The organism is Ochrobactrum sp. Marseille-Q0166, from assembly GCF_014397025.1.
Lineage (GTDB): Bacteria > Pseudomonadota > Alphaproteobacteria > Rhizobiales > Rhizobiaceae > Brucella.
This window is the reverse complement of record NZ_JACJUO010000001.1, coordinates 1201953-1214970: the sequence shown is the minus strand read 5'-3', so window position 1 is coordinate 1214970 and position 13018 is coordinate 1201953. Positions and strand designations below refer to the sequence as shown.

Below are 13018 nucleotides of genomic sequence, written 5' to 3'. Positions count from 1 at the left end.
ATAAGCCGGAGATTACTCCGGCTTTCCTTTCTCCCATGTTACGTCACCCTTGAACAGCGGAACGGTGGACAGCGATGTCTTGGCTGAACCATCCTGAACCTGTGTGGCATGAGCAAGATAGAGCAGCGTATTGTTCTTCTGGTCATAGATGCGGGTGATGACCAGCTTCTTCCAGATCAGGCTTGTGCGTTCCGAGAAAACCCGCTCTCCGCCTTTGCCTAACTTGATATCGCCAATGGTGATCGGGCCAGACTGCTCGCAGGAAATCGAAGCATTGGACGGGTTTTCAAACCAGTTGCCTTTTTGCAATCGGTCAATCATGCCGCGAGAAAATGATGCCAGATAACAGGTAACGCCCTGCACCTTTGGGTCCTGCACAGCATCAATCACGATGTCATTGCCCAACCAGTCCACACCAACCTGACCGACTTCCTCGGCAGAAACGGCAGCCGATGCGCCAATCAACAGCATTGGTGCAACAAGCAATCCGGCGAGCTTATTCAATTTGGGCATAGCAAATCTCCAGCGATTTTGATGGAAAAATGGAGAAGCAAATCGGGCTTTGCAAGGATCGGGATGCCTAAACACCCCATTTTTCCAGAAAGTTTTCAATTTCAAGCGTCTGAATGTCGGGGACAGCTTCATAAAGCTTCTCCACTGGCCAATCCCACCAGTTGAGCGCAAGCAATTTTTCAATGATTTTGTCATCAAAGCGCTTGCGAATGATCCGTGCCGGAACACCGCCCACGACATGATATGGCGCGACGTCTTTCGTCACCACGGCATTTGCGCCTATCACCGCGCCATGGCCGATGGTGACGCCCGGTGTAATCACCGCGCCATGGCCGATCCATACATCATTGCCAATGGTGACACGCTTGGCCTGACGCCGCGCACGAAACTCTCCATCCACACCCATATAGCGAAAATATTCGTTCGGCCGGTAGCTCACCTTATGGGTGGTCAAGCGTTCCATCGGGTGTTCAAGCGCGTTTATCCTCACATTGGCCGCGATAGAGCAAAACTTGCCGATCTCAGCATAAATGCCTTCGCCATTGCGCTCGAAATAGGTGAAGTCGCCCACCGTCACTTCACGCAAGATTACGCGTTCGCCGATGTCGGCATAGCGTCCCAGCTTACTGGATTTGAGCTGCGCGGTCGAATGAATGCGCGGCTCACTATTCTGGAAACGAAGGTCTTCACCCTGCGTCATTTCAAAACTTTCTGAAATCTTTGCACTCTGCTAGACTGAAACTGCAGTTTCAAAATTGCCTGCGGCAGTTCGTCAGTGCTTGCATATAAGCGCTTTCCTGTCACAGATCGATGTAAATTCAGAATAGCGTGCTTATGTGCGATAAATAAAAAACAAAATTCAAGGCTGACTGGACATGAAAAAATTCCTGCCCATCTTCATCTTCGCCTTCATCATCGTCATTATCGGTGCTGCTGGCTTCAATCTGATCCGTGACCGCAATTCAGCAGACCAGCCATTTGGCGGTTCGTTCAATCTGGTGTCGATGGATGGGGAACCATTTACCGAAAAAGATCTGCGCGAAACACCTTCCCTTGTGTTCTTTGGTTTCACCCATTGCCCTGATGTCTGCCCGACCACGCTTTATGAACTGGATGGCTATCTGAAACAGCTCGGCCCGGAAGCTGCTGATATCAAAGCTTATTTTATTTCGGTCGATCCTGAGCGCGATACGCAGGACATTATGAAAACCTATGTCAGCAACGTATCCGACCGTATCATTGGCGTCACCGGAACGCCGACAAACATTGCCGAAATGGTTAAGTCTTACCACATCTATGCCAAAAAGGTTCTGACTGAAGACGGCGAATATACCATGGATCACACGGCGTCTGTTTTCCTTCTCGATAAGGGAGGACGCTTCCGTGGAACCATTGCCTATCAGGAGAATGCAGATACTGCTCTGGAAAAGTTGAAGAATCTGGCCAAAGGTCGCACAAACGGGTAAACAAAGCTTCCAATTCGATTTGAGAGCTTTTTATCCATGCCCCAATCACGACTCTTCTTTTCGGCAGACAAGACGGAAGCCGAACGAATCTACGACATCCTCGAACGTGAACTCGAGGATGACGGTTTCCCGATCGCGATCACCGAGATTGATGAAGACCGCCAGATATTCGAAGTTTCCGTCTATACCGAAGATGGGGCGGAAGAACTTGCGGCACGCATCGATTCCCTCGTTGGTGAAGGTAAGTTCGAAACAGAACAGCTGCCGGATATTGATTGGGTCACACATTCGCTCGAAGGATTGAAGCCTGTTCGTGCGGGCCGCTTCTTTGTGCATGGATCGCATGATCGCGACAAACTGCAATCCGGTGACATTCCGATCTTGATTGACGCAGGCTTGGCTTTTGGCACTGGCCATCACGGCACCACCTCCGGCTGCCTTGAAATGATTGAAGAAGTGGTTGAGCGCGAGCATCCGACCAACGCACTTGATCTCGGCACCGGCAGTGCCGTTCTTGCGATTGCTATTGCAAAACTTGCTCCAATCCCGGTTCTTGCTACTGATATTGACCCAATTGCAGTCACTGTTGCCGCTGAAAACACAGTTCTCAATGGCGTAAGTGAACATGTTATCACCGCGACTGCGGAAGGTTTCGACCACCCGATTTTCCGTTCCTACACGCCGTTTGATCTGATCGTTGCCAATATTCTGGCCAATCCGCTGATCGAACTTGCCCCGTCGCTGAAATCGCATCTGGCTCCGAGCGGTTCCATCATCCTGTCCGGTATTCTCGACAGCCAGCATGACATGGTTCTTGCCGCCTATCAGGCGCAAGGTTTAACGCATATCAAAACGCTGCATCGGTCAGGCTGGGTGACAATTCATCTGAAATAATGCGGTTTTCCTTATTCATTGCGAGTTACGCTCATGGCTTTTCAGACTTTTGATGTGACCACCGATCCGGCCAATGGTGCACCCCGCGTAGCTTTGCTGCGCGAAAAGCTTGCTGAACAGGGGCTGGACGGCTTTCTCGTGCCGCGTGCCGATGAGCATCAAGGCGAATATGTACCGCCCCGCGCCCAGCGCCTTGGTTGGCTGACAGGCTTTACCGGCTCGGCAGGAGCAGCCCTTATCCTGAAAGATAAGGCTTATATTTTCATCGACGGTCGTTATGAATTGCAGGTCCGCAATCAAACAGATGGCAACGTGTTTTCTTATGAAAGCCTCGTCACCAATCCACCTGCAAGCTGGCTCGCAGACAACGGCCATGGCCTGACAATTGGATTCGATCCATGGCTGCATACGATTTCCGAAGCGAGCGCCCTGCGCGAGGCTCTGGAAAATCAGGGTGGCAAGCTGGTGCCGGTGGCGCATAATCTGGTGGATCTCATCTGGAAAGAGCAGCCAGAGGCGCCCCTTGCGCCGGTTACTATTCAGCCTGCCCGTTTCTCGGGTCAAGAAGCTGAAGACAAGATCAGGGAAATGCAAAAGGCGGTAGCCGTAGCGGGCGCAAGCGCAACCGTTCTGACGGACCCTTCATCGGTTGCCTGGGTGTTCAACATCCGCGGCAAGGATGTATCGAATACGCCTCTGCCATTGAGCTTTGCAATCATTCCTGCAGAAGGGGAGCCGGAACTCTTCATGGATGAGCGCAAGCTTGCCATTGAACCGCGCGCCTATCTCACGCAGCTTGCCAAACTCTGTGAACCAGCCAAACTTGAAGGCCACTTGAGCGCACGCGCGGCAAAAGGCGAAACCATTCTTCTCGACCCGGCACTGGCCGCCGAAAAACTCCGCCTCGCAGTCGATGCCGCTGGCGGCCATGTGATCCATGGTAAAGACCCTGCCCGCTTGCCTCGAGCAATCAAGAACAAGGCCGAGCTTGACGGTTCCCGTGGAGCACATGAGCGAGACGGCGTGGCCATGGTCAACTTTCTATCCTGGCTCGATGGACAAAAGCCCGGCACGGTTGATGAAATCTCGGCTGCGCAAAAGCTGGAGCAAAGCCGCGAAAAGGCTGGTCGCGATTTTCAGATGCCACTCGAAGACATTTCGTTTGATTCGATTTCCGGTGCGGGCCCAGACGGTGCCATCATCCATTACCGCGTCAACACTGATACAAACCGCAAACTCAACGACGGTGAGCTTTATCTGATCGATTCCGGAGCCCAGTATCGCGATGGCACGACAGACATCACGCGCACCGTTGCTGTCGGCACAATTGCACCGGAAACGATCCGCTCGTTCACGCTCGTTTTGAAAGGCATGATTGCCATCACGACCGCCCGTTTCCCGAAAGGCACACGCGGACAGGATATCGATGTGCTGGCCAGGATTGCGCTTTGGAAACAAGGTTTCGACTATGCGCACGGCACCGGCCATGGTGTTGGCAGTTATCTTTCGGTTCATGAAGGCCCGCAGAGCATTTCCAAGAAAGGCGTGCAGGAACTTTTGCCCGGAATGATTCTTTCCAACGAACCCGGCTATTACAAGCCGGGCGCTTACGGCATCCGCATTGAAAACCTGATCATCGTGAAGGAAGCTGAAATCCCGGCTGGCGGCGAGTTACCAATGATGGGCTTTGAAACGCTCACATTCTGTCCGATAGACCGCCGCCTGATCGACAAATCACTGCTCACTCATGAAGAGCTTGATTGGCTGAACGCCTATCATGATAGCGTACGTGAAAAGCTGATCGGCCATCTTGATAGTGCACAGGCAAAATGGCTGGAAGCAGCAACCGCTCCGCTTTAACTTTTTTAACGCGCAGCTTATCCGAAAACCGTTTCACACTTTTCGGGTTGCGCTTTAAGCCGGAAAGAAATGGCGCAGCACGATCAACAGTGCTGCGCCTGCAAAGAACATGGTCATCATGCTGACGCGAAGCGAAAGCAACACGCAGAAGACCAAAACTAGCATTTCGCGCCAGCCATGATCCGAAGCGGGTGCAGCTACAATTGCGGTAAGCACTGCTGCAGGCACGGCATTAAGTGCTGCTTCAACCCGATAATGAACGCGCTCAAATCGCGATAAAATAAGATGCCCGCCGACGCGGGTGAGATAGGTGCAAACGGCACCGGCTAGGATGATCCAGATCGTTGTGGACACGTCTTAGGCCTCCCCTGTTTGCGGCTTTGCCAGGCCCGCTGCAAGCACAACGCCACCTATCGCACCCAATGTCACATGCCACGGCGAGCCAACAAACTTATAGGCGGCGACCGCACAAATCGCGCTGACGATTACTACCGGCCACCAATGCTCGCGATGGCGAAAACTCATCACCATGCCAAGAAAATAGATTGGCAGCAGGAAGTCGATACCGAGCGCATAGGGATCGGAGATCAGATTGCCGAACAGCGCACCGATAAGCGTCTCAAGAATCCAGCAGATATAGATCGTGATGCCCAAGCCCATATACCAGGCAAAGCTGATTTTTCGGCCCGCCTCAGCACGAATTTCAACTTCCGCATATTGCGGGTCAACAAGCAGAAAGAAAGCCGTAGCCTTCTGCAGGAATGTAAAATGGCGGATTCGTCGGCCTACGGTTGCCGAATAAAGAACATGGCGAAAATTGACCGCGAAAATTGAAACAACAATCATCCATGGCGCGATATTCTGGCCGAAAAGATCCAGCCCGACCATCTGGCTGGCCCCTGCGTAGATCATGCCACTCATAAAAACGGCTTCACTGATGGACAGGCCGTTATCGATTGCTACAGCACCGAACAACAGGCCAAATGGCGCGCCTGCTGCCACGATAGGCACACCGCGTTTCGAACCTATCCAGAAATCATGACGCACTGATGCCGGTGCTGGCCGAAAACCCTGATCCACGAAAATCACTCCTCACCCTACCAAAACGCAAAGTTTAAATGCCTTGGGTTTTGGTAGAGCCCGTGTGGCGACTCAACCTCTTTTAAAGCGCGATGCGTAACCATCTCAACGCCATAGCATGAGAGCGTGCTTAAGAAATTTTGGGCCAAGTTGAAATAAGCTTTCGATAAAAATCATACTATTAGAAAGCATTCGCAACATTTCAGCATCACTGATAAAAACCAGTGATGCATTGATGTGTTATTCTGATGTTTGCGGCACTGTGCCTTCGATCTTCTTGATCCATTCAATCAGTGGGCGCGTCTGCTCGGCAAACTTTACAAGCCGATCAGCCAAGTCAGAACGGGTGATGCTCTCGGGATCGATTTCGAGGCGGACAGCAAAATGCCGGTTACGAATAGCTTCCAGAAGGTCTTCATCGGTTACAGCCTCAAAACCGCGCGGCGTGCGCTTCAACCGATCATTGTCGCTGATCTTCAAACCATTTTTCTTGAGCTTTGCCACAACCGCACGATACTCTTCCGGCCTTTCGACAATCGCTTCGCGGATGGCTTGCAGAAGTTCTTTCTTTGGACCCCACCATGCCACACCGGCATAGCAATCACGCACGCCCGGCAGACCGATACAAACATAGAAGCAGCCACTTTCATCCCACTTGGTGCCGGAGTTCGACAAAAGCGCCGACAGATGACGGTTATAAGGGGCCTTGTCGTGAGAGAAGCGCGTGTCCCGCTTGATACGGAACTGCGATTTCACCCGATCACCCTTAAACGGCAATCCGGCCTTCTCAAATCGTGCAGTTAGTTCTTCAACCAGATCGCCAAGCGGTTCTTTCAGATGCGCCTCAAACAGGTCCTTATTTTCAACAAACCATTCACGGTTCTGATGAAAATCGAGCGCTTTCAAAAACGGAATTGCCTTGTCGCCAAAACCCTTGAACGGTGACATCAGCCCTCTCCGACCAGTTGCAACCAGGCATCCTCATCAATAACTTCGATGCCAAGCTCCGATGCTTTCGCAAGCTTCGACCCGGCCCCCGGCCCCGCCACAACAAGGTCAGTCTTCTTGGAAACCGAACCCGCAGTCTTGGCGCCATGGCGCTCAGCCATAGCTTTGGCCTCATCACGCGACATGCGTTCAAGGCTTCCCGTGAACACCACCGTCTTGCCTTCGACCGGAGAGCCGGTTGCCACCCGCGCCACTTCATCGAGTGGCGTCACTTCGGCAAGAAGCGCATCCAGCACTTGCACATTATGCGGCTCGGCATAAAAATCGACCACAGCTTCCGCAACAATGCCACCAATGCCTTCAACAGCAATCAGATCCTGCCATGCTTCATTGCCTTTATCGCTGCGCTCACCCTCTTTTGGAGGAACCGCCGTTGTCGCAGCTTCCGCGAACTTTTCATAGGTGAGATACGCCCTGGCAAACCGCTTGGCGTTTACTTCGCCGACATGGCGAATACCAAGTCCGAACAAAAAGCGATGTAGCGCAATCTCGCGCCGGTCATTGATTGCGTCATAGAGTTTCTTCACGGAAGTCGCACCAAAGCCCTCAATATTCTCGAGCTTCTTGAGTGGTGAACCCGCCTGTCGCTTCTGCAGCGTAAATATATCCGCAGGTGATTTGATTTTCAGACTGTCATCTTCAGCATGGAAGAAGAATTCGACCTGCTTTTCGCCAAGTCCTTCAATATCAAACGCGTTGCGCGATACGAAATGACGAATGCGCTCCACCGCCTGTGCAGCACACGTCAGACCGCCCGTGCAGCGATAGACCGCCTCGCCTTCTTCACGCACGGCATGACTGCCACAGACCGGACATTTATGCGGGAAATGGAACGGCACTGCATCAGAGTCACGCTTTTCCAGCACCACGTCGACAATCTGCGGAATCACATCGCCGGCGCGCTGCACGATCACCGTATCGCCGATACGAATATCGTGATCATCCTCACGGATGCGTTCACCCTTGAGGCCAATGCCCTTGATATAATCTTCGTTATGCAGCGTGGCATTGGTGACAACCACGCCACCCACAGTAATCGGCTCAAGACGTGCAACCGGCGTCAGTGCACCCGTTCGCCCAACTTGAATGTCAATATCACGCAGAATGGTCGTTGCCTGTTCTGCCGGGAACTTGTGCGCAATGGCCCAACGCGGGCTACGTGACCGAAATCCAAGCCGAGTTTGCAGATCGAGCCGATCAACCTTGTAAACAACGCCGTCAATGTCGTAATCGAGCTTTGCACGCTCAAGACCAATCGCGCGATAATGCGCAATCAGCTCATCTGCGCTCTGCAAACGTTTCGTGAGCGGATTGACGGGGAACCCCCATTTGGCAAAAACCTCGATCATGCCATGCTGTGTATCAGATGGCATTTCCGACATCTCACCCCAGGCATAAGCAAAGAACCTGAGCTTGCGGCTGGCCGTCACTTTCGCATCAAGCTGTCTTAGGGAGCCTGCTGCGGTATTACGTAGGTTGACATAGGTCTGCTTGCCTTCAGCAGCCATCTGCTCGTTGAGTGCGAGGAAGTCGCTCTTGGCCATATAGACCTCGCCGCGCACTTCGACGACCGCTGGAACGCCCGTAGGAAGCTTATTTGGAATTTCGCTGATGGTGCGAATGTTGGCGGTTACATTTTCGCCCGTCGTGCCATCACCGCGTGTCGCGGCACTGACGAGAACGCCGTTTTCATAACGGATCGACATGGAAAGCCCATCAATCTTGGGTTCAGCCGTGAAAGCAATAGAATTATCCGGCAATTGTCCGAGGAAGCGGTAAACGCTGCCGACAAAATCTTGTACGTCTTCATCCGAGAACGCGTTGCCGAGCGAAAGCATCGGACGTGCGTGGACAACCTGTGCAAATTTGGAAACCGGTGCTGAACCTACCCGCACAGAAGGACTGTCGCCCCGCACCAGATGCGGAAAACGCTCTTCAATGGCATCATTGCGCCGTTTCAGTGCATCATAGTCCGCGTCGGAAATCTCCGGCCGATCATTGGCATGATAAAGCTCGTCATGATGAGCAATTTCACGTGCCAGCCGCTCCAGTTCCGCTGCGGCTTCGAGGTCGGTCAATTTTTCAACGGAAATATCGGACATATGCGTGGCAAAACCTGCTGATTCAATTTTGCCCAACATAACCAAGAAATTGCGCCGCGCCTACAGCCACGCTTGGTTACGAACATGTGCTCACCCTGACACCGTGCTGTCAGGAGACAAGCGAACTGTTCTCAGCCAGCAAACGCTCGGCTGCGGCACGCGCTTCATCGGTAATGCTGGCTCCGGCCAGCATACGCGCAATTTCTTCCTGCCGCTCATCCACACCAATCGAACGGATCGATGTGGACATACGATCTTCATTGGTTGCGGATTTTGCAATCAGGAAATGGGTCGATGCGCGCGCTGCCACTTGCGGGGCATGCGTGACCGAAAGAACCTGCACCCGCGATGAAAGACGCGCCAAGCGCTGCCCAATCGCATCGGCAACTGCACCGCCCACACCCGTATCAATTTCGTCAAACACAAGCGTCGGGGCCGAACCGCGATCGGCCAAAGCCACCTTCAGCGCCAGCAGGAAGCGCGAAAGCTCGCCACCAGAGGCAACTTTCATCATCGGACCCGCACGCGTGCCCGGATTGGTGCGAACCCAGTATTCGACCGTATCAATGCCTTCCGCAGCCCGCGCCTTGGTATCAGTCGTCATTTCCACGATGAACTCGGCGCGCTCCAGCTTCAACGCCGGAAGCTCGGCCATAACGGCGGCTTTCAGATGATCCGCTGTGTCCTTGCGACGCTCTGACAACACCTTCGCAGCAGCATCATAGGCTGCACGCGTTTCTGTGGCTTGTGCCTCCAGCTGAATCAGTTTTTCTGCACCGGCGTCAAGATCAACGAGATCGGCATCCATCTTATCGCGCAGTGCAGGCAGGGCTTCAACCGCCACAGAATATTTGCGGGCGGCGGCTCTGAGCGCAAATAGCCGTTCTTCGACCTGTTCAAGTACCCGAGGATCAAAATCGATTTCTCGCATGGCATATTCAATACCATCCTGCGCCAACGCCAAACTATTAAGCGCTTCGTCAATCGCTTTGCAAACCGGCTCCAGCAGATGCGGCGCTTCCGGAATTTTACGCTCCAGACGGCGCACAAGGCTTGCAAGTGTCGGCACCGGCGAACCATTGCCCGACAGAAGTTCGCCTGCCTCGTTCACATCACCTGCGATCTTCTCCGATTTCATCATGACAGCGCGGCGTTCGGCAAGTTCGTCTTCCTCGCCTGCCTGCGGATCGAGCTTGGTCAGTTCTTCCACGGAAGAACGTAGATAATCGCCTTCGCGCTCAGCCTGCTCAACCCGTGCCCTATGCTTCGACAACGCGCTTTCAGCATCGCGCCACGCCTTATAACGCTCGCGAACTGTTGTGGCTTCGGGATCGAGACCACCAAACGCATCCAGCAATGTACGGTGAAGATTGGTATCGATCAGTGCGCGATCATCATGCTGACCGTGAATTTCTACGAGGCGTTTGCCCAGTTCACGCAGCAGCGCAACGCTTGCCGCCTGATCATTGATGAAAACGCGCGTGCGCCCGTCGCCCATCTGAAGGCGACGCAGGATGACGTCGCCGTCATCGTCAAAACCATTTTCGCTAAGAAATTTGCGTGCTGGATGACCACCCGGCACATCAAATACCGCCGTCACCTGACCCTGATCAGCCCCATGGCGAACCAGAGAGGCATCGCCGCGGGCGCCAAGCGCCAGCGACAACGAATCAAGCAAAATAGATTTACCGGCGCCGGTCTCGCCCGTAAGCACGGACAAGCCGGTCTTGAACTCGATGTCGAGCCTTTCAATCAGAACAATATCGCGGATCGACAGGTGCGACAGCATGTCGGTATCAGCTTATTTGCCGCCCGTGATCAGCGATGAAGCCTTTGCCAACCATGAACCACCATTTTCACGTGGCTCAAGGCCACCGCTCTGGAGAAGCTTGTAGCTGTCCTTATACCAGCGGCTGTCTGGGAAATTCTTGCCAAGCACCGAAGCCGCCATCTGAGCTTCAGACGTCAGACCAAGTGCATAATAGGCTTCGACCAGACGGGCGAGTGCTTCTTCAACCTGACGAGTGTTGGAATATTCTTCAACAACCAGACGGAAACGCTTGATCGCGGCCAAATATTCCTTGCGCTCAAGATAATAGCGACCGACTTGCATTTCCTTACCAGCGAGCTGATCGCGGGCAACGCGGATCTTGGTCTTTGCATCTTCGACATATTCGGAGTTCGGAAAGCGATCGACCACTTCCTGCATCGCAGCAATCGCGCGACGGCTGGCCGCCTGATCGCGGGTCACGTCAGGAATCTGACGGAAATAGCTCAGACCGATGATGTAATAAGCATAAGCCGATTCAGGCGAAGTCGGGTAAAGCGTGTTGTAACGCTTCGCCATATTGACTGCTTCTTCGTAATTACCCTGACGATAATTGGTGAAGGCCGCCATAACCAACGACTTTCGTGCCCATTCAGTATAGGGATGCTGGCGGTCTACAGCAGCAAACTTCTTTGCAGCCTCACCAAGACGACCTGCATCGAGGTTCGCAAGACCTTCATTGTAAAGCTTATCCGCCGGATCAATCGTCTCAACATACTTGGTCAGATCGATGTCGTCGTTCTTGCTGGCACATCCCGCAAGCGGAACAAAAACGGCAAGAGCACTGACAATCAGCGCGGTCTTCGTCTTCACCGGGAAATTCGAACTCGTCATGCGGTCTCCGGCCATCTGGCAACGTCTTTTCTGTAAGGAACCAAGCGAACAGATTGATCCGCGCTTGTTTCCATCCATCCCAATACATCAACAATAGCGCACAGGTAAACATAACCGGCGCTGTTTTGGCCGTTCATAAACCACATGCTGGCGTAATCGGCAATCGTCTAGCTGATCAATCGCCAGAAAATGGCATTATTGGAACGGCCTAAGGCACTATCTTTGCAAACCAATCGCTACAACCTCACCGATCAGGCAGGTCTGGCTGTCGCTTCACATCGAATATACCGACTCATCGCAAACAAGAACCGGCGATCACGGCCCAATTATGACCACAAATGCTAAGCCCCTCGCAACGCACACTTAAAGCGCCCAGGGGGCGGAAATATTTGGGCGCACAGCAACCATATCTGAATTGTCAGAATTCCGGAGAACACCACTCGCTTCGACGATATCGTAATTCGACTTATCCGCGAGAAGTGCTTTGACCGTTTCAGCGTTCAGCCTGTGTCCACCACGATAGGACCGGAAACGACCGATAAACGGCAAACCGGCGAGTGCCAGATCGCCTACCGCATCCAGAGTCTTATGGCGCACAAACTCATCTTGGAAACGCAGACCACCCGGATTGATCACCGAATTATCGTCACCGATGACAAGCGAATTATCAAGGGATGAACCGAGTGCAAGACCAGCCGCCCACAATCGTTCAACGTCTTTCATGAAGCCGAAAGTGCGAGCGGTCGAAATATCCTTGCGGAACGTCTCTTCATCGATGTCATTCGCATATTTCTGACGTCCAATCAGCGGGCACTCAAAGTCGATTTCGACTTCATAACGGGTGCCCGAATAGGGCTGAAACTCGCCCCATGATCCGCCCGCTTCCACACGCACCGTTTTAAGAATGCGGATGAAACGACGTTTGGCATCCTGAATGACGATACCGGCTTCATCAAACCCATCAATAAAACGCGCAGAAGTACCATCAAGAATAGGAACCTCGGGACCTTCAACCTCTACAATAAGATTGTCGATACCGAGAGCGGCAATCGCGGCCATCAGATGTTCGACTGTATTGATTCGAGATTCTTGCGGACCAAGAGCTGTGCAAAGATCGGTGGCGCCAATTTCTGACGCATGAGCACGCGTGTCCGGTGCATTCTTGACATCAGATCGGCGAAAAATAATTCCCGTATTGGCATCGGCAGGCGAGAACGTGATCGACGCGTCCGTACCGCCATGAACCCCTACACCCGACAATGTGAAAACACGGCCGATTGTCTTTTGATAAACGCTCAAAACCAGTCCAATCTCTTTTGTATCAAAGCTCGATGCAGCGTCCGGTCACCGCCCTGTTTGAAACATCCATGTGGTCAAAATCCACGTAACACTTACTTTTCATGCCTCCTAGACAAAAGAAATATGGCAAAATT

General features: G+C 52.9%; 12 protein-coding genes. 3 read left to right on the top strand and 9 right to left on the bottom strand.

Annotated elements, in window-relative coordinates:
• Positions 1–12: 12 nt before the first annotated feature.
• A complete protein-coding gene (locus tag H5024_RS05765; protein WP_187544433.1) occupies positions 13–513 on the bottom strand; it encodes a CreA family protein in 501 nt (166 codons plus the stop codon).
• A gap of 67 nt (positions 514–580) precedes the next feature.
• Positions 581–1213: a DapH/DapD/GlmU-related protein gene (locus tag H5024_RS05760; protein ID WP_187544432.1), complete on the bottom strand. Its 633-nt coding sequence runs from the start codon at positions 1211–1213 to the stop codon at positions 581–583.
• A gap of 175 nt (positions 1214–1388) precedes the next feature.
• On the opposite strand from H5024_RS05760, the gene H5024_RS05755 reads away from it, so the two are divergent.
• The 3 genes from H5024_RS05755 to H5024_RS05745 are packed head-to-tail and all read left to right on the top strand — an operon-like array spanning position 1389 to position 4733.
• On the top strand, positions 1389–1979 hold the full coding sequence (locus tag H5024_RS05755) for an SCO family protein (protein WP_187544431.1): 591 nt from the start codon (positions 1389–1391) through the stop codon (positions 1977–1979).
• Positions 1980–2015: 36 nt separating this feature from the next.
• Positions 2016–2873 (top strand): 50S ribosomal protein L11 methyltransferase, encoded by an 858-nt coding sequence (locus H5024_RS05750; protein WP_187544430.1) that lies wholly within the window; start codon positions 2016–2018, stop codon positions 2871–2873.
• 33 nt (positions 2874–2906) lie between these two features.
• Complete coding sequence (locus H5024_RS05745; RefSeq protein ID WP_187544429.1) at positions 2907–4733, top strand: aminopeptidase P family protein; 1827 nt, start codon at positions 2907–2909, stop codon at positions 4731–4733.
• 54 nt (positions 4734–4787) lie between these two features.
• Here the strand turns inward: H5024_RS05745 and H5024_RS05740 are convergent, their stop codons facing one another.
• From H5024_RS05740 to lpxC, 7 genes are all read right to left on the bottom strand, one after another.
• A complete protein-coding gene (locus tag H5024_RS05740; protein ID WP_187544428.1) occupies positions 4788–5087 on the bottom strand; it encodes an AzlD domain-containing protein in 300 nt (99 codons plus the stop codon).
• 3 nt (positions 5088–5090) lie between these two features.
• Positions 5091–5813, bottom strand: coding sequence for an AzlC family ABC transporter permease (locus H5024_RS05735; protein WP_187544427.1), 723 nt, complete (start codon positions 5811–5813; stop codon positions 5091–5093).
• 240 nt (positions 5814–6053) lie between these two features.
• Positions 6054–6761 carry a TIGR02453 family protein gene (locus tag H5024_RS05730; RefSeq protein ID WP_187544426.1) on the bottom strand — a complete coding sequence of 236 codons (708 nt, stop codon included), beginning with the start codon at positions 6759–6761 and terminating at the stop codon, positions 6054–6056.
• Positions 6761–8923 (bottom strand): NAD-dependent DNA ligase LigA, encoded by a 2163-nt coding sequence (ligA, locus tag H5024_RS05725; RefSeq protein ID WP_187544425.1) that lies wholly within the window; start codon positions 8921–8923, stop codon positions 6761–6763. The genes H5024_RS05730 and ligA overlap by 1 nt, the downstream gene beginning before the upstream one ends.
• A gap of 109 nt (positions 8924–9032) precedes the next feature.
• On the bottom strand, positions 9033–10712 hold the full coding sequence (recN, locus tag H5024_RS05720; protein WP_187544424.1) for a DNA repair protein RecN: 1680 nt from the start codon (positions 10710–10712) through the stop codon (positions 9033–9035).
• Between the two features lie 12 nt (positions 10713–10724).
• Positions 10725–11585 (bottom strand): outer membrane protein assembly factor BamD, encoded by an 861-nt coding sequence (locus tag H5024_RS05715; protein ID WP_187544423.1) that lies wholly within the window; start codon positions 11583–11585, stop codon positions 10725–10727.
• Between the two features lie 363 nt (positions 11586–11948).
• Positions 11949–12884, bottom strand: a complete 936-nt coding sequence (gene lpxC, locus H5024_RS05710) for a UDP-3-O-acyl-N-acetylglucosamine deacetylase (protein WP_187544422.1) — start codon at positions 12882–12884, stop codon at positions 11949–11951.
• Between the last annotated feature and the right edge of the window lie 134 nt (positions 12885–13018).

What these genes read in the sequence shown, in the direction of transcription:
- H5024_RS05765 (WP_187544433.1), bottom strand. Translation starts at nt 513, where the DNA reads ATGCCCAAATTGAATAAGCTCGCCGGATTGCTTGTTGCACCAATGCTG.
- H5024_RS05760 (WP_187544432.1), bottom strand. Translation starts at nt 1,213, where the DNA reads ATGACGCAGGGTGAAGACCTTCGTTTCCAGAATAGTGAGCCGCGCATT.
- H5024_RS05755 (WP_187544431.1), top strand. Translation starts at nt 1,389, where the DNA reads ATGAAAAAATTCCTGCCCATCTTCATCTTCGCCTTCATCATCGTCATT.
- H5024_RS05750 (WP_187544430.1), top strand. Translation starts at nt 2,016, where the DNA reads ATGCCCCAATCACGACTCTTCTTTTCGGCAGACAAGACGGAAGCCGAA.
- H5024_RS05745 (WP_187544429.1), top strand. Translation starts at nt 2,907, where the DNA reads ATGGCTTTTCAGACTTTTGATGTGACCACCGATCCGGCCAATGGTGCA.
- H5024_RS05730 (WP_187544426.1), bottom strand. Translation starts at nt 6,761, where the DNA reads ATGTCACCGTTCAAGGGTTTTGGCGACAAGGCAATTCCGTTTTTGAAA.
- ligA (WP_187544425.1), bottom strand. Translation starts at nt 8,923, where the DNA reads ATGTCCGATATTTCCGTTGAAAAATTGACCGACCTCGAAGCCGCAGCG.
- recN (WP_187544424.1), bottom strand. Translation starts at nt 10,712, where the DNA reads ATGCTGTCGCACCTGTCGATCCGCGATATTGTTCTGATTGAAAGGCTC.
- H5024_RS05715 (WP_187544423.1), bottom strand. Translation starts at nt 11,585, where the DNA reads ATGACGAGTTCGAATTTCCCGGTGAAGACGAAGACCGCGCTGATTGTC.